The 16,880-nt window shown below is 64.6% G+C and carries 11 protein-coding genes and 1 pseudogene; 7 read left to right on the top strand and 5 right to left on the bottom strand.

What is annotated here, in order from left to right; translation table 11 throughout:
- Nucleotides 1-4 precede the first annotated feature (4 nt).
- The 3 genes from ACUCV3_RS15645 to ACUCV3_RS15635 form a co-directional block, all read right to left on the bottom strand.
- Nucleotides 5-1,771: a PHA/PHB synthase family protein gene (locus tag ACUCV3_RS15645; protein ID WP_294443967.1), complete on the bottom strand. Its 1,767-nt coding sequence runs from the start codon at nucleotides 1,769-1,771 to the stop codon at nucleotides 5-7.
- A gap of 227 nt (nucleotides 1,772-1,998) precedes the next feature.
- Nucleotides 1,999-2,655 carry a TetR/AcrR family transcriptional regulator gene (locus ACUCV3_RS15640; protein ID WP_482240814.1) on the bottom strand — a complete coding sequence of 219 codons (657 nt, stop codon included), beginning with the start codon at nucleotides 2,653-2,655 and terminating at the stop codon, nucleotides 1,999-2,001.
- Between the two features lie 91 nt (nucleotides 2,656-2,746).
- Nucleotides 2,747-3,835, bottom strand: coding sequence for an IS5 family transposase (locus ACUCV3_RS15635; RefSeq protein ID WP_482240813.1), 1,089 nt, complete (start codon nucleotides 3,833-3,835; stop codon nucleotides 2,747-2,749).
- A gap of 297 nt (nucleotides 3,836-4,132) precedes the next feature.
- On the opposite strand from ACUCV3_RS15635, the gene phbB reads away from it, so the two are divergent.
- The 7 genes and pseudogenes from phbB to ACUCV3_RS15600 form a co-directional block, all read left to right on the top strand.
- Entirely contained in the window at nucleotides 4,133-4,861 is a 729-nt protein-coding gene (gene phbB, locus ACUCV3_RS15630) for an acetoacetyl-CoA reductase (RefSeq protein ID WP_294444516.1), read from the top strand.
- Between the two features lie 90 nt (nucleotides 4,862-4,951).
- Nucleotides 4,952-5,359 carry a hypothetical protein gene (locus ACUCV3_RS15625; RefSeq protein WP_294444515.1) on the top strand — a complete coding sequence of 136 codons (408 nt, stop codon included), beginning with the start codon at nucleotides 4,952-4,954 and terminating at the stop codon, nucleotides 5,357-5,359.
- An 82-nt stretch (nucleotides 5,360-5,441) separates the two neighbouring features.
- Nucleotides 5,442-6,917, top strand: a complete 1,476-nt coding sequence (locus ACUCV3_RS15620) for an efflux transporter outer membrane subunit (protein WP_482240877.1) — start codon at nucleotides 5,442-5,444, stop codon at nucleotides 6,915-6,917.
- Entirely contained in the window at nucleotides 6,914-7,990 is a 1,077-nt protein-coding gene (locus ACUCV3_RS15615; protein WP_294444513.1) for an HlyD family secretion protein, read from the top strand. Before ACUCV3_RS15620 ends, ACUCV3_RS15615 begins: the two co-directional genes overlap by 4 nt.
- A gap of 4 nt (nucleotides 7,991-7,994) precedes the next feature.
- Entirely contained in the window at nucleotides 7,995-10,727 is a 2,733-nt protein-coding gene (gene rbbA / locus ACUCV3_RS15610; RefSeq protein WP_482240812.1) for a ribosome-associated ATPase/putative transporter RbbA, read from the top strand.
- Between the two features lie 3 nt (nucleotides 10,728-10,730).
- Nucleotides 10,731-11,858 carry an ABC transporter permease gene (locus tag ACUCV3_RS15605; protein ID WP_482240811.1) on the top strand — a complete coding sequence of 376 codons (1,128 nt, stop codon included), beginning with the start codon at nucleotides 10,731-10,733 and terminating at the stop codon, nucleotides 11,856-11,858.
- 86 nt (nucleotides 11,859-11,944) lie between these two features.
- Nucleotides 11,945-12,123: pseudogene (locus tag ACUCV3_RS15600) on the top strand (transposase); the annotation flags it as partial.
- Between the two features lie 192 nt (nucleotides 12,124-12,315).
- Here the strand turns inward: ACUCV3_RS15600 and ACUCV3_RS15595 are convergent.
- Together ACUCV3_RS15595 and ACUCV3_RS15590 are read right to left on the bottom strand one after the other, a co-directional pair.
- The gene (locus tag ACUCV3_RS15595) at nucleotides 12,316-13,206 is read right to left on the bottom strand and encodes a mechanosensitive ion channel family protein (RefSeq protein WP_294444510.1); all 891 of its coding nucleotides are present in this window, start codon (nucleotides 13,204-13,206) and stop codon (nucleotides 12,316-12,318) included.
- Between the two features lie 877 nt (nucleotides 13,207-14,083).
- Nucleotides 14,084-16,864, bottom strand: coding sequence for a cation-translocating P-type ATPase (locus tag ACUCV3_RS15590; RefSeq protein ID WP_294444509.1), 2,781 nt, complete (start codon nucleotides 16,862-16,864; stop codon nucleotides 14,084-14,086).
- Between the last annotated feature and the right edge of the window lie 16 nt (nucleotides 16,865-16,880).

Below are 16,880 nucleotides of genomic sequence, written 5' to 3'. Positions count from 1 at the left end.
GCTCTCATTTCTCCAGCACGTAAAGGCCCGGCGCATCGGCGAGCACGCGATAGCCGCTAGCGGGCGCGCCCATCGGTGGCGGCGCGACGGGATCGCCCGAGCGCGCGTCCAGCCAGCGGCCCCATTCGACCCACCAGCTGCCCTGCTTTTTCTCGGCCGCTTCGCGCCACTCTGCCGGATCCCACGATGGCCCATCGAGGCTGCGCGTCAGCACCTCGTATCGCCTGTTCCTGTGCCCGGGCTCGGACACTATCCCGGCATTGTGACCGCCACTGGTCAGGACGTAGGTGATTTCCGCGCCGGTCAGCAGGTGGATCTTGTGCACCGAGGTCCAGGGCGCGACATGGTCGCGCTCCGTGCCGACGACGAACAGCGGCGATCGGATCGCGGCCATTGTCACCGTGCGACCGTCGACCTTGTATTTCCCCTCGGCCAGATCGTCGTTCAGGAAAAGCGTGCGCAGATATTCGCTATGCATCGCATAGGGCATGCGCGTGCCGTCCGCGTTCCAGGCCATGAGGTCGTTCATCGGCTCGCGCTCGCCCATCAGATAGGTATGGAGCCGGTGCGACCAGACGAGATCGTTGGAACGCAGGATCTGGAAGGCGCCGCCCATCTGGCTGCTGTCCAGATAGCCCTTGCTCCACATCATGTTCTCGAGGATGTCGAGCTGTGCCTCGTCGATGAACAGGCCCAGTTCCCCCGGCTCGCTGAACTCGGTCTGCGCGGCGAAGAGCGTGACGCTGGCGAGGCGATCGTCGCCATCGCGCGCCATGGCGGCGGCAGTGATCGACAGCAATGTCCCGCCCAGGCAATAGCCCGTCGCGTGGACCTTGGCCGCGCCCGTGATCGCGCCGATCGCGTCCAGCGCGGCAATCGGTCCGTGACGGCGATAATCGTCCAGGCGCAGGTCGCGGTCCTCGCTGCCCGGGTTGTGCCAGGAGATCATGAACACCGTATAGCCCTGCCCCGTCAGCCAGCGGACGAGCGAGTTCTCCGGCGACAGGTCGAGGATGTAATATTTCATGATCCACGCCGGCACGATCAGGATCGGCTCGGGTCGGACGGTCTTCGTCGTCGGCTCATATTGGATCAGCTCGATCAGCCGGTTACGGTAGACGACCTTGCCCTTCGCCGTGGCGACGGTCTCGCCCACCTTGAACGCCTCCGCGCCTACCGGAGGCTCGCCGCGGAACTGGCGCTGCGCATCCTCCAGCCAGTGCTGGAATCCATCGATCAGGCAGCGGCCGCCCGTCTCCGCGACCCGCTGCTGCAGCACGGGGTTCGTGGCGATGAAGTTGGCAGGCGCGAACAGATCGAGCATCTGCCGCGCGGTGAAGCCCATGATGTCCTCATGATGCTTGCCGACGCCGCCGATCCCTGCCGTCGCCGCATGCCACCATTGCTGGTTCAGCAGGAAGGACTGGGCGATGAGGTTGAAGGGCGGCCGCTTCCAGGCCGGATCGGCAAAGCGGCGATCCTGCGGCAACGGTTCGATCGCGGGCGTGGCATCGGCATCCCCGGCGCTGCGCGCGGCATAATCAAGCAGGCGCCAATATTTGCGGGCGAGCTTTGCGCCGAGATGAAACTGCTTGCCTGGCGCGCGAGCCAGGTGCGTCGCCCAGTCCGCTACCGCTAGCTGGATCGTCGAAGGCGCGAGCCCCATGGTCGCCTGCGCCAGCGCCGCGGCGGCGGCCCGATCGAGCATCTGGGTGAACCCGTCGAGCGGATCTATGGCCGAAGGATATGCCGGACTATCGTTACGTTTCATCGCCAACGCCCTCTGATCGGGCAAAGCGCCCGAAAGGATACAGCCGAAGAGCCCTGCTTCACGGCATCTGCCATTCGCCGGGGTCTAACCGTTCACGATCCCGTGGGACCGATCTCAGTGGCGAATTTAACGGTACTGCACGGAGTAGATAATTGGCAAGTGCGCATTGGAATTGTTTCACGCCCCGCGGACCTGCGCCGACCTGTATGCTGGATCGCGCGGGCGGCTTATGCCGGACCTGGGCTCTTCAGCATGGGCCATGGCGTAGTCAGCATATCCATCGCTCTTTCGAGATAATCGGACTTTGCCTGCGCACTGTTTTGTAGATCGTGGCGAAGCAGGATCCGATGCCGGGGGATAACAATCAGTATGTCGTGCAGAAATTGGGCGAATTCGACGACATTGCACCCCTGTTCGACTTTTAGTTCAGGTGTGTTCTCCAGAATATCCTCAAAGATTCGGATGCCGTTTTTGGCTCCAAAATCGGATTTGGCTTCAAAAAGTTCAGGCTCATGTTTCTTGAGCCACATAGCCAGCGATTCCACCCCCACGACATCGGGACGCAACGAGAGATCGAGCAATTTGCCAGCCACATGAATGATCTGGCTTCGCAACGAGCCAGCCTGGACGGAAGCGCTGACCAGATCGACCTCTTCCGACACAAAATGTTCGATTGAGGCAACAAGCAACGCCAGCTTCGACCCGAATCTGGAATAAAGCGTACGATTGGATACTTTTGCGGCGGCAGCAATATCCTCCATGCTTGCCCGCTCGACACCGTGCGTCACGAACTGTTCGAGAGCGATCTCGAGAATATGCTTTCCCAGTTGGACAGCCAGCTGGACGCCTCGAAGAACTAACCGTTCAACGCGAGAGCGACGCAAGGGGTGCTCATAGCAGCCTTGGCGGCATGATCTCGGGTAGGCTCCTGCTCGTTCGGGCGGATATGATCGGCCGCTGAGCGCCGGATCGGCGTCACGCGGGCGCAGTACGCCCCTTGAGCCAGGCGAGCCGCTGGATGTTATAGACCAGATTGGCCATGCCGATCTTGATCCGTGCTCGGGCCATGCCGATGGTACGCACGACGAGGCCCATGCGATGTTTCTGGCCGGCAAAAACGTGCTCGACGGCTGAGCGGACTGCCGACCGCTTCGCGTTGGCGCGGGCGATGCGCTCGGGCATGGGCCGGCGGTGCGGCTTGCGCTGGTGGATGTTGCTGGTGAACATGCCTTTGGCCAGGAACGCCTCGTTCTTCTTGGAGCGGTACGCGGTGTCGGCCCATACGCCCGAGGCTGTGTTGTTCGGGCTAATCAGGACCGGCAGCCGTGCGCCATCGTGCGCATTGGCGGCGGTGGCATCCCATGTGCGGATCAGGCCATGGGCCCGGTCGATGCCTATATGGTTCTTGTAGCCGAACATGGGGATGGCGAGATCGACCGGCTTGAACGCCTTGGGATCGGCGCCATCCTTCACCTTGGCCTTGGTGTATTTGACGCTCCAGCGTGCATCGGTGTCCTTCTGGCGGAGCTTGGCGGGCTTGTCCTTCCAGCGCTCGGGGATCCGGCCTTCCTTGATCGCTGCCTTCTCCTCCTGAGTGTTGCGCTGCTTGGGCGCTGGCACCACGGTGGCATCGATGATCTGGCCGCCCATGGCAAGATAGCCACGCTCGGTGAGCGCGGCGTCGAAGCGGGCGAAGAGCTTGTCGATCGCCTCGGCCTTCACCAGGCGCTCACGGAACAGCCACACGGTCGTGGCGTCCGGCACCGTCCCGTCGAGCCCAAGGCCGAGGAAGCGCTGAAACGACAGGCGGTCCTTGATCTGGAACTCCGTAGCATCGTCAGAAAGCGAGTAGAGCGCCTGGAGCACAAGGATCTTGAACATCAGCACCGGATCGAACGGCGGGCGTCCACCTCTGCCACGAGGGCTGCGACGCAGCGCGGCGACCAACGGACCACGGAAGACCTCGAAGTCGACCACCGCGGCCAGACGCTCCAGTGGATCGCCCGCCGCGCTCAGCGCCTCATACCGGTCCGAAAGATCGAAAAAGCCAGGCTGTCCTGCCATCACCGCCTCCCCTGTCGCACCGAGGCAGTGAATCATCTCGGGACGTCAAACGCTACCGGTTTTTCGAGGTGTCCAGCTCTTGCGTGGGCCTTCCACCCTTGGGACTGCGGGGGGGCAAGGTGTGGGCCATGGTTCCTCTCTTTTTTCTTCGCTTAGCGCATTTCGCCGGGGGGGCATCCGATTTGGCTTGATCGGCTTTTGACAACGGTCAATAACAGTACCCATTGGTCTAGTTACCTGCGCCTCGAGGGGATTGGAGCGAAAGCGTAGCCAAATGAGGATCAGCTGGAGCATAATATGACTGATATTGCGTTAGTTACCGGCGGGACGCGAGGTATCGGGGCGGCTATCTCGCAGGCGCTCAGGGCCGACGGATATGACGTTGCCGCGGTCTATCATGGCAACGACGCTGCCGCTGACCGCTTTCGTCAGGATACGGGCATTGCGACATTCAAATGGGACGTGGCGGATGAAGCGGCATGCCTCGCGGGGGCCGCGCAGGTGGAAGAACGGCTCGGTCCGATTTCTGTTCTTGTTAACAATGCCGGCATTACGCGTGACAGGTTGTTTCACAAGATGAGCTGGGAGCAATGGCGCACGGTCCTGTCGACCAACCTCGATTCGATGTTCGCCATGACACGTGCGATCATCGAGGGGATGCGCGAGCGGCGATTTGGTCGCATCATCAACATATCCTCGATCAATGGCCAGAAGGGACAGGCCGGGCAGGTAAATTATTCGGCTGCCAAGGCCGGGGTGATCGGATTCACCAAGGCGCTGGCGCAGGAAGGCGCCGGGTATGGAATCACAGTGAATGCGGTGTGTCCGGGCTATGTCGATACCGATATGGTCGCAGCCGTTCGCGAAAGCGTTCGCGAGAATATCATAGCAGGGATCCCGCTCGGCCGCTTGGGCGACCCGGAGGAGATTGCCCAAGCGGTATCCTATCTTGCTTCGCAGAGGGCCGGGTTTTGTACCGGCTCGGTGCTCACGATCAATGGTGGCCAATATATCGCCAATGGGTGAGTTTCAGCAAGGGACGCAGGCGCTCCATTAACGACCGGTCCCTCCGACAGTCTTTTCACGCCCGACTTCAACTCGAGAAGGATCCACATCATGACCTACCCAGTTGATCAACTCGTCGCTCTGGCCAAAGCAAACGGGCATCTCGCGCTGAGACTGGCGGATATCATGAGAACCACAGGGGAAGAGTTTCTCTCGACCAGTAATAAGGCAAGAAGCTCCGCGCTCGATCATCTAAAGGACAGCAAGCTGGGGGCGTTTCCCGTTCTCAACGGAGATTCCACGAGCAGCGCGTGGCGCGAGATGGAGAAAAGCCGTGAAGAGGCCCTCGCCCAGACCCGCGCCGCATTTTCCGAATGGCAGGATAAATATCGTGAACTCCTCTCACAGGCGCCTTCCGCTCAGGAGTGGTTGGGCGGGGCGCAAAACTTCCTTGCCCCCTTCTTCCGGGGAAGCGGCGCTGCTCAAAGCACGACAGCGGCGAGAGCCCCTGAAGCGTGACAGAAGGAAACGCCTTTGCGAGCGTTCCGAGCAAGGGAAAGCGGAATAACTTGCTGACACCGGCACATCGAAGCGGGGAATGATGGTCTCTCATAAGCCGGCCGGCATCTTTTCGGTCGAAGCGGGTCGGCCTCCGCTGTGGCCGCTCCTTACCTTGCTTCTTGCTGGCTGCTCCTTTGCACCGGATCATGTGCGGCCGCCCCTGCCAACGCCTCCGACCTACGAGGCCGACCAGATCCCTGACGCGTCAACCGCGCGGGTGGGATGGTATGACTTCTTCCGGGAAGAACATCTCCGGACGTTGATCTCTGCCGCGCTCGCCAACAATCGCGATATCCGCATCGCCGCCGCGCGCGTGGCCGAGGCGCGGGCCGCCTGGCGGATCGAAGGCGCCTCGCTTTATCCGCAGCTCGATGCGGTCGGCACGGGGACGCGGGGACGCAGCCTGTTCAACCTGCCCGGCGCAGGCGCGACGCCGATCGACGTCAAGCAGGTCAGCGCGCAACTGAGCGCAAGCTGGGAGATCGACTTCTGGGGCCGGCTGCGCAATCTGCGGGATGCGGCGCGCTGGCAATATCTGGCGACCGAAGAAGCGCGCCGTGCCGTCGCCAACAGCCTGATCGCTCAGGTTGCGAACGGCTATCTGCTGGAACGCGAGTATGAGGAGCGCGCGCAGCTCGCCCGGCGCTCTATCGAAACGCGCGAGGAATCGCTGCGGATCATGCGCCGCCGGTTCGAGGTGGGATCCGGCTCGAAGCTCGACATGATCCAGGTGCAGACGCTGCTTGCACAGGCGCGGACCACCTTGCAGACGCTGGAACAGGATCGTGCCGTCAACCGCAACGCACTGGCGCTGCTGGTCGGTCAACCCGTGGAAATCGCGCCGGGACGGCTTTCGCTGACCGACGTTCCGGAAGATCTGGCGGTGCCGACCGGCCTACCGTCCGAGCTACTGGTCAACCGTCCCGACATCGTCGCCGCCGAACATCGGCTGCGCGCGGCCGGTGCGAACATCGGCGCCGCCCGCGCCGCCTTCCTACCCAATATCAGCCTGACCGGAGCCTATGGCACGACCAGCGACACATTGGATGGGCTGTTTTCAGGCGGCAGTGAGTCCTGGACCTTCTCGCCGACGATCCGCCTGCCCCTGTTCAATGCGGGACGGCTGAAGGGCAACCTGGATGTCGCCAGGGCGCGGCAGGAGCGGTCCGTCGCCGAATATGAGCAGACGGTCCAGCAGGCGTTCCGCGACGTTGCCGACGCCCTGGTCCGCCGCCGCCAGTTGCAGCTTCAGATCGATACGACGCAGAACCTGCTCGAGTCCCAGCGCGAACGCGCGCGGCTGGCGCAACTGCGCTTCGACAATGGCCGGTCCGCCTATCTCGAAGTGCTCGATGCGCAGCGCGACCTGTTCGAGGCGGAACAGGCGCTGGTGCAGTTGCGCCGTGCCGAACTGGCCAGCCTTGTCGCACTCTATTCATCGCTGGGAGGCGGCTTCGTCGCCGACCGGCCTTTCGACACACCGCAATCGCGCAGCAACGGAGAGCAGACGCAATGACGCAGGCCAAGAGCAGGAAGTGGCTCGTGCGCGGCGGAATAGCGGCGGCCGTCATCGCGGTCGCGTTGCTGCTCTGGACGCTCCTCAAGCCGGCCGATCTGCCCGAAGGCATCGTGAGCGGCAATGGCCGGCTGGAGGCGCTGGAGATCGACATTTCCGCCAAGACGCCGGGCCGCATCCGCGACATCGTCGCCAATGAAGGGCAATTGGTGAAAGCCGGTGAAGTCGTCGCGCACATGGATGTCGAGACGCTGATCGCCCAGCAGGCCGAAGCCGAGGCGAAGCTCGCCCAGGCGATCAATTCGGTGCAGATCGCCGAAACGCAGGTGGGCCAGCGGCAGAGCGAACGCGCTGCGGCTCTTGCCACCGTGCGCCAGCGCGAAGCCGAGCTGAACGCCTCGCGCAAGCGCTTCGCCCGATCCGACACGCTGGCGCGCGAAGGCGCGACCGCGGTGCAGGAGCGTGACGACAATCAGGCCGCCGTGGAGGGTGCCGCCGCCACCGTGGAAGCCGCGCGGGCCCAGCTCGCCTCGGTCGATGCCGGTATCGCCGCGGCGCGCAGCCAGGTGATCGGGGCACGATCGAACGTCGATGCCGCCCGCGCCACCATCGAGCGGATCAAGGCGGACATCAGGGACAGCGACCTGCGCGCACCGCGCGGCGGCCGCATCCAGTATCGCGTCGCGCAACCCGGCGAAGTCGTGGCCGGCGGCGGCCGCGTGATGAACCTGGTCGACCTCTCCGACGTCTACATGACCTTCTTCCTGCCGGAGACCGTGGCCGGGCGGGTGCGGATCGGCAGCGAGGTGCGCCTCCTTCTCGACGCCATGCCGGACCGCGCCATCCCGGCGAAGATCAGCTTCGTTGCCGATGTCGCCCAGTTCACGCCCAAGACGGTGGAGACGGAGAGCGAGCGGCAGAAGCTGATGTTCCGCGTGCGCGCGCGGATCGATCCGGCGCTGCTCCAGCGTCACCTGTCGCTGGTCAAGACGGGGCTGCCCGGCGTGGCCTATGTCCGCGTCGATCCGCAGGCTGCATGGCCCGAGAAGCTGTCCAACCCCGTGAAGGACTGAAGCCTTGGGACAGGAGGAGCCCGTCGTCCGCCTGGCCGGGGTGCAGCTGCACTATGGCAAGGTGCAGGCGCTGCGGTGCATAGACCTCGACATCGCCGCCGGACGGATGATCGGCATGATCGGGCCGGACGGCGTCGGCAAGTCCAGCCTGCTGTCCCTGATCGCCGGGGCGCGGGCGGTGCAGGACGGCGATGTCCTGGTGCTGGGCGGCGACATGCGTGACAAGCGCCACCGCGACACCGTGTGCCCGCGCATCGCCTATATGCCGCAGGGGCTTGGCAAGAACCTCTATCCCACCCTGTCGGTGGAGGAGAATCTGCAATTCTTTGCCCGGCTGTTCGGGCACGGGGCACAGGAACGCCGCCGCCGCATCGACGAACTGACGCGCTCCACCGGCCTCCATCCGTTCCTGTCGCGACCGGCGGGCAAGCTGTCGGGTGGCATGAAGCAGAAGCTGGGCCTGTGCTGCGCCCTGATTCACGATCCCGACCTCCTCATCCTCGACGAGCCGACCACTGGGGTCGATCCGCTGGCGCGCGCGCAATTCTGGGATCTGATCGCCAGCATCCGCGAGGAGCGGCCCGGCATGAGCGTGATCGTCGCCACCGCCTATATGGACGAGGCGCAGCGCTTCGACTGGCTGGTGGCGATGGACGATGGCGCGGTGCTGGCGACGGGCACACCCGGGGAGGTTCTGGAGCGCACCGGCTGCGACAATCTGGAAGCCGCGTTCGCCGCGCTGTTGCCCGAGGAGCGCAAGAAGGGCCATGCCCCTGTCGTCATCCCGCCGCTCGACGTTGACGAGGACGACATCGCGATTGAGGCGAAGGACCTCACCATGCGCTTCGGTGATTTCGTCGCCGTAGATCATGTCAGCTTCCGCATCCGCCGCGGCGAGATATTCGGCTTCCTTGGCTCCAACGGCTGCGGCAAGTCGACCACGATGAAGATGCTGACCGGCCTGCTCCCGGCAAGCGAGGGGCAGGCCTGGCTGTTCGGCAACCAGGTCGACCCGCACGACATCGCCACGCGCCGCCGGGTCGGCTATATGAGCCAGGCCTTCTCGCTCTATGGCGAACTGACCGTCCGGCAGAATCTCGATCTGCACGCCCGCCTGTTCCATGTGCCGCCGGAGGATATCCCCGACCGCCTTGACGAGATGACCGAGCGTTTCGGCCTCGAAAAGGTGCTGGACGACCTGCCCGAGAAATTGCCGCTCGGCATTCGCCAGCGCCTCTCGCTCGCGGTCGCGATGGTGCACAAGCCCGAACTGCTGATCCTGGACGAGCCGACTTCCGGCGTCGACCCGGTGGCCCGCGACGCCTTCTGGCGGCTGCTGGTCGAACTGTCGCGGCGCGACAAGGTGACGATCTTCATCTCGACGCACTTCATGAACGAGGCCGAGCGGTGCGACCGCATGTCGATGATGCACGCGGGCAAGGTGCTGGACAGCGACGCGCCCGCCAAGCTGGTCGAGAAGCGCGGCGCCAGGACGCTGGAGGAAGCCTTTATCGGCTATCTGGTGGACGCGGCGAGCGACGACAGCGCCTCCGAAGAAGACGCGGTGTCGAGCGGCGAGGCGCCGACCCCGCAGTCACCCCGTCCGGTGAAGCGCGGCTTCAGCCTCCAACGGATGCTGAGCTATGTCTGGCGCGAAACGCTGGAATTGCGGCGCGATCCGGTGCGCGCGACGCTGGCGCTGGGCGGCACGGTGATCCTGCTGCTCGTCATCGGCTTCGGCATCAGCATGGATGTCAACGACCTGCGCTATGCCGTGCTGGACCGTGACCAGAGCGCGGCGAGCCAGCGTTATCAACTCGACATGTCCGGATCGCCCTATTTTATCGAGCGCGCGCCCATCGCCGATTACGATGATCTCGACCGGCGGATGCGCGCGGGCGAACTTGCGCTGGCGATCGAGATTCCGCCCGGCTTCGGCCGCGACCTGCAACGCGGGCAGCAGGTCGCGATCGGCGCCTGGTTCGACGGTGCCAATCCGCAACGGGCGGAGACGGTGAAGGGCTACATTCAGGGCATGCACCAGCATTGGCTGGCCGAACAGATGCGCATGGCTGGGGCCGGCGGCAGCGTATCGATCTCGGTCGAGAACCGCTTCCGCTACAACCCCGACGTCAAGAGCCTGCCGGCGATGGTGCCCACCGTCATCCCCCTGCTGCTGCTGATGCTGCCGGCCATGCTCGCCGCGCTCGCCGTGGTGCGGGAGAAGGAAACCGGATCGATCATCAACCTCTATGTGACGCCGGTCACGCGGATCGAATTCCTGCTGGGCAAGCAATTGCCCTATGTCGCGCTCGCCATGGTGAACTTCACCACCATGATGGCGATGGCGGTGCTGCTGTTCGGCGTCGTGCCTACCGGCAACCTGCTCGCCCTGTTCCTGGCGGCCTTCATCTTCTGCGTGATCTCGACGGGCATGGGCCTGCTCGCATCCGCGGTGACGAGCAGCCAGATCGCCGCCATGTTCCTCGCGATGATCGGCACGCTGATCCCCACCGTCACCTATGGCGGGATGCTCGACCCCATATCGTCGATGGAGGGGGCGGGGCGGGTGATCGGCACCATCTACCCGTCGAGCCACATGTTCACGATCAGCCGCGGCGTCTTCAACAAGGCGCTGGGCTTTGCCGATCTGGGCGGCGCCTTCGTACCGCTGCTTGTTGCCGTGCCGGTGCTCCTGGGCCTCTCCACCGCGCTGCTGCGCAAGCAGGAGCGCTGAGCGATGCGCCGGACCATCGCGAACATCTATCGTCTGGGCGTCAAGGAGTTGTGGAGCCTGCGCCGCGATCCGATGATGCTGCTGCTGATCCTGTACAGCTTCACCGTCGCCATCTACATGTCGGCCACGGCCTCGCCCGAAACGCTCAATCGCGCCGCCATCGCCGTGGTGGACGAGGACCAGTCCCCGCTGTCGCAGCGTATCCTTTCCGCCTTCTACCCGCCGCAGTTCAACACGCCGGTCATGATCGCCCCGTCGCAGATCGACGCCGGCATGGACGCAGGGATCTACACCTTCGTGCTGCACATCCCGTCCGGTTTCCAGCGCGACGTGCTGGCGGGGCGTCCGGCGGAGATCCAGCTCAACACCGATGCCACGCGCATGACGCAGGCCTTCTCGGGCAGCGGCTATATCCAGCAGATCGTGGCGGGAGAGGCCAACGCCTTCGTCCAGCGCTACCGCGGCAGGACGGCACTGCCGGTGGAACTCGAACTGCGCGCGCGCTTCAACCCCGCGCTCGACAAGAGCTGGTTCGGCGGGCTGTCGCGGATCATCAACATGATCGCGATGCTCTCGATCATATTGACCGGCGCCGCCCTGATCCGCGAGCGCGAGCATGGCACGATCGAACATCTGCTGGTGATGCCGGTGACGCCGTTCGAGATCATGATGAGCAAGGTCTGGGCGATGGGGCTGGTGGTGCTGGCCGCCGCCTTCCTGGCGCTCACGCTCATCGTGCGGGGCGCGCTGGACGTGCCGGTCGCGGGTTCTGTTCCGCTCTTCTTCACGGGCGCCGCGCTGGTGCTGTTCGCAACGACATCGCTCGGTATCTTCATGGCCACGATCGCGCGCAACATGCCGCAATTCGGCATGCTCGCCGTGCTCGTGCTGCTGCCACTCCAGATGCTTTCAGGGGGCACCACCCCGCGCGAAAGCATGCCCGAACTGGTACAGAACATCATGCTCGCGGCACCAACGACGCATTTTGTGGAATTGGGGCAGGCGATCCTGTTCCGAGGCGCGGGCTTGTCGGTGGTCTGGCCGCAATTTCTGGCGATCGCGGTGATCGGTGCCGCCTTCTTCGCGATCGCGCTCGGGCGGTTTCGCAAGACGATCGCGTCGATGGCCTGATGAATACGGGCGTGAACCTGTATCGGCGGCAAGCTTGCGACAAGGGCGATGGCGGATCGCAAGGTGGCGGCCCTGAGCATCGGCTATTGAACAGTCGCCGCGCCGTCCGGACCCGGGGCCATTCCCCGGCGACGATGCCGCGATGAAACTGCTATGCCTCGTGCTCAATCACACGAGGGACGAATGGAAACGTCCACCGCGCGAGTGGGGTGAAGCCAAGAGCCAATTCCGCGTGATCTTCGGTAAGCCCTTCGTCATAGGATGACAGTAACCGGCCTCACCCACAAGATATCAGACACTCCCACCCTGTCGGGTTCTGTCATATGGCTCGCGGCTGACAGGAGAGCGGCACTGAGGTGATTGCAAGGCTACTGCACTCGCCCGTCGAGGGCGGCAACGCAGTTCGGCAACGGGCAAGAGGAGCAGTCCTGGAGGCCAAAGGGAATGCAGCATGCTGTCATGGCTCCAACGCCGCCGGCTTGCCCTCCTCAACGATGTGGAGGACGCACGAGGGGACGGCGAGGGATGCGCCAGCGCCTTCGACGCAGCGCATGATTTCCAGGAGAAGCTTCTCTTGGAGAATGATCGCTTGCGTGGCGTCCGGAACATTGATCCATCCGAACAGCTCGATATCCAGAGAATATTCGCCGAATCCCTTGAAGTTTGCGCGGGCGCCTTCGAACAGATATTCGGCATCCTTCAGCGCCACCCGTATGGCGTCGAGTACGCGTTCCACGCCATCGGCATCGAGCCCCGCCGCCAGGCGAAGCGTGGGGGCGAACAGATAGCGATCCCGCGCGGAGAAATTCTCGATAGCGAGCGCCGAAAGGTTGCTGTTTGGGATGGTTACGCGGGTTCGGTCGTTGGTGCGGATCCTGGTGGAGCGGATACCGATGTCCTCAACCGTCCCGGTGACATCGCCAGCCTTGCAGAAATCGCCCACCCGAAGCGGTTCGTCGGCGACCAGGGAGATGGATCCGACGACGTTCTCCACCGTCTTTTGTGCTCCAAGAGCGATGGCGAGGCCGCCCAACCCGAGCGCCGCGATGCCCGTCGTCACATCGATGCCCAGGATGTTCAGGGCCTGCACGCCTCCGAACAGGATGAGCAGCACCTTGAGGGCGCGGCGCGTGAAGACAAGGATGGACCGTGCCCGGTAGCGCTGGCTGTGCTCCATGCGGCTCGAGATCAGGCCCGCGACCGCATCGATGAGCCGCCAGAGAAACCAGGCGAACGCCACGAACGCCAACGCGCCCGCGACACGGCTGAGCAACTGCCGCGCGACGATGTCCACTTCCATCGTCCTCGTCGCGCCAAGGAACAGGAGCATCGAAAGGAACAGGCTCAAGGGAGCGGCGCCCGCGGAACAGGTCGCCCGAGCGCGTTGCGCCCCTTCCCTCCTGGACACGGCACAGGAGCGATAATGCGAGAAAACTGGCAAGCCGCACGACCAGGAAAATGATCAACCCTGTGCCGAGCAGGATGATCCAGTCCGCCAATGGCGCGCCTGCGATGCTCGTCTTCTTGAGCAGGGCTGGCAGCTTGTCCCTGAGCGCGTCCCCCGTGCCCGCGGCGCCGGCGGGGGCAAGCGCGGCAAGGCTCTCAGGCGAGATCAGCCAGATCGTTTGATCTTCGCGCACACGCGACGTGGCGATGAGCGGCACCTCTTCGGCACCATCCTTGGACGGGAGAGCGCCGATCCGCTCCTCGTCGGGAGGCAACTGGTCATCGATGCGCCCGGAGGGATCGGATGAAAGCTGTACAGGCTGCATGAGCGTGCCGCCGCGATCGAGCGCGGCCTTGAGGCGCCGGGCATATTCGGTTCCCCGCTCGGCGTGCCTGGACGACGGGATATGAGACAGGTCGAAATACTGGCTTGCTCTGGCGTAATCCTGCGCGGCAAGCGCGTTGACCAGGCCACTCGCCATGCCGCGCGGGGAAGAGCGACCATATATGTCCGCGCTTACGGGCGGCTTGCTTTCTACCGTCCCAGCATTTGCCTGCGCGCGTGCCGGTGAACCCCAGGACATCGTGAGCAAGCCGAAGACCGCGGCCACACACAGGGAGAGTGAGCGAGAGGTGCGCAAGATATTTCCGTGCTTTGGCAAGGTTCATTCCTCAGGAGTTTGCATGGCATCGTGACTTGATTGCGTCGTGGCGATGGTATCGCTTCTCCGTGGTGCGAGGCGACCAGTGATACGGCCCCACGCTGTCCCCAGGCCTGGTCAACGTGACGCGCGTCGCAGAAGCCATTTCCGTGCTTCCGCGGCCCAGAGCACGCTGCTGGCCATGGCAAGACAGACGCCCCACTGGGCCGGCGATAACGGGCTCGTGCCGAACGCAGCATTGAGCAGCGAGAGCTGGACGACCGCTACCTGCAGCAGCGCGGAAAGCACCACGGCAGCCCAGAGCCAGCGATTGACGAAGAGATGTCGGAACGCACTTGTCGTTTCCGAGCGGGCGTTGAAGCAGTTGAACAGCTGGGCGAAGACCAAGACCGTGAAGCCGGCCGTACGCGCCTGATCGAGTGTGCACGCTCCCTCGATCAGACCGCCCGGCAGATAGAGATCGATGGTGATCAGGGCGGCAGATGCCATGATCAGGCCCATCTCGAGAACGCCGCGCCACATCTCCCGATCGATCGCGCGGTCGCCTGTCCGGCGGGGTGGCCGGGCCATCACGTCCTCGGTTTCCGGATCGATGCCCAGGGCCAGTGCCGGCCCGGAATCGGTGATGAGGTTGATCCAGAGGATCTGGGTCGCCAGCAGGGGCAGCACGAGACCTTCTCCACCGGCGGCGTCCAGGCCGATCACGCGTGCGCCGACCACACCGAAAAAGACGGTCAGCACCTCGCCCAGGTTGGAGGACAGCAGATAGCGCAGGAACTTGCGGATATTGTCGAATATGGCGCGTCCCTCGCGTACCGCTGCGACGATAGTGGCAAAATTGTCGTCGGCGAGGATCATCCGGGCCGCCTCCTTCGTCACCTCCGTTCCCGTAATGCCCATAGCTACGCCGATGTCGGCCGACTTCAGCGCCGGGGCATCGTTCACGCCATCCCCCGTCATCGCGACCACATTGCCGTCGGCCTGCAGCGCGTCGACGATGCGCAGCTTGTGCACCGGCGCCACGCGTGCGTAGACATCGGCCTCGCGCACGGCAGCGGTGAGGCCGGCTTCGTCGAGCGCGTCAACATCGGCGCCGGTCAATGCCCTCGCCCCCGGCTGTACGATCCCCAGGTCAGCGGCGATCCGCGCAGCGGTGCGCGGATGGTCGCCGGTGATCATCATGACGCGTATGCCGGCGCGGTGCGCTTCGGCGATCGCGACCGCGGCCTCCTCGCGCGGCGGGTCGATGATGCCGACGGTCCCGACGAAGATGAGGTTCCGCTCGAGGTCGTCTCCGGAGGTCGGTTCCTCGTCGCCGGCAAGCGGCCGATAGGCGACCGCCAGGGTCCTGAGCGCCTCGCTGGAAAGCTGCTCGACATCGGCAAGCGCCTGTGCCCGCCGCGCCTCATCGAACGGCAGGACGTCCATGCCGACCCGTATACGGCTGCACCGCTCCATCAGCACATCGGGCGCACCCTTGGTGACAACGACCCGTTCACCTCCATGTTCGAGGTCGCGCTCAAGGCTGGACATCATCTTCCGGTCGGAGGTGAACGGAATCTCGGCAATCCGCTGGAAGCGGGCGTGCCGCCTTGCATCGAAGCCCAGCTTCCTTTCCGCGACCAGGAACGCGGCCTCCGTCGGATCCCCGTCGATCTCCCAGGCTCCGTCGTGCGCCTGGCGCAGATCCGCGTTCCCCGCGAGACTGCCCCCGCTCAGGACGACGATATGCTCAGCCTTCAATGCTCCGCCGGCTCTCTCTCCGCCATCGGTCGAGAGTGTCCCGCAAGGCGCATAGCCGACGCCGGTGACATGACTGCCGCCCGACGCCGTTACAATCCGCTGGATCGTCATCTCCGAGCGTGTCAGCGTTCCCGTCTTGTCCGAGCAGATCACCGTTGCCGCGCCCAGCGCTTCCACGGAGGATAGGTTCTTCACGACGGCGTTCCGGGCAGCCATCCGTCGAACCCCGAGCGCGAGCACCAGCGACAGGATCGCCGCGAGTCCTTCCGGGACAGCGGCAACCGCGAGCGAGACACCCAGCAGCAGCACGCGGACTAGGTCATCCAGGCTCTCGACCTTCTCCACGGCCACGATGGTGCCGACCACCATCACGGCAATCGCCACCACGACGATGCCCAGCGTCCTTCCGATCCGTGCCATCTCCGCTTGCAAGGGCGTGGGTTCTTCCCGTGTGCTTTCGAGCATGGTGGCGATCGCGCCCATCTCGGTGTGCATGCCGATGGCGGTGACCACCGCGCGGCCACTCCCCTGCGTGACAGCTGTGCCCTTGAAGACCATCGATGTGCGTTCGGCGAGGGGTGCAAGGCCTGGAAGGCGCTGCGGATCTTTCACCGCGGCTTCGCTCTCGCCGGTCAGCGAGGCTTCCTGTACGCGCAGCCCCGCCGCAGCGAGGAGCCGCGCGTCCGCACCGACCGCATCGCCTTCGGCGAGGAGCAGGATGTCGCCCGGCACCAGATCGGCACTCGGAACCCGCCGCCGGACGCCATCCCGCAGCACCGATGAGGTGACTTGGGTCATCCGCGTGAGCGCCGCCACCGCGCTCGCGGCCTTGGTCTCCTGCGCGAATCCGAGCGCCGCGTTGAGCAGGATGACCGCGCCGACGACGATCGCATCGACAGGCCAGCCCTGGTGTCCGCCGATCAGCCAGGCGGTGACCGCGACGATGACCGCGCCGAGCAAAAGATAAACCAGGGGGTCCCGGAACTGCGCCAAGACCCGGCGCCACAAAGGGATGCCCGCCGCCGCGCGCAGTTCGTTCGGTCCATGTCGATCCCGTCGCCGCGCCGCCTCCTCGCTCGTGAGGCCGATCGAGATCTCGACGCCAAACGCCTCCGCAACCTGTTCCGCGCCTTCCACCGACGGATCCTGCGGCATCGGTTGGCCCTCCCGG

This window comes from Sphingobium sp. VMM (assembly GCF_056790315.1).
Note: the sequence above shows the minus strand (reverse complement) of the source record. Positions and strands in the feature narration are given on the sequence as shown.

Bases quoted from the DNA above. Each gene is read 5' to 3' on its own strand.
- ACUCV3_RS15645 (WP_294443967.1), bottom strand. From the start codon at position 1,771: ATGAAACGTAACGATAGTCCGGCATATCCTTCGGCCATAGATCCGCTC.
- ACUCV3_RS15635 (WP_482240813.1), bottom strand. From the start codon at position 3,835: ATGGCAGGACAGCCTGGCTTTTTCGATCTTTCGGACCGGTATGAGGCG.
- phbB (WP_294444516.1), top strand. From the start codon at position 4,133: ATGACTGATATTGCGTTAGTTACCGGCGGGACGCGAGGTATCGGGGCG.
- ACUCV3_RS15625 (WP_294444515.1), top strand. From the start codon at position 4,952: ATGACCTACCCAGTTGATCAACTCGTCGCTCTGGCCAAAGCAAACGGG.
- ACUCV3_RS15620 (WP_482240877.1), top strand. From the start codon at position 5,442: ATGGTCTCTCATAAGCCGGCCGGCATCTTTTCGGTCGAAGCGGGTCGG.
- ACUCV3_RS15615 (WP_294444513.1), top strand. From the start codon at position 6,914: ATGACGCAGGCCAAGAGCAGGAAGTGGCTCGTGCGCGGCGGAATAGCG.
- ACUCV3_RS15605 (WP_482240811.1), top strand. From the start codon at position 10,731: ATGCGCCGGACCATCGCGAACATCTATCGTCTGGGCGTCAAGGAGTTG.
- ACUCV3_RS15590 (WP_294444509.1), bottom strand. From the start codon at position 16,864: ATGCCGCAGGATCCGTCGGTGGAAGGCGCGGAACAGGTTGCGGAGGCG.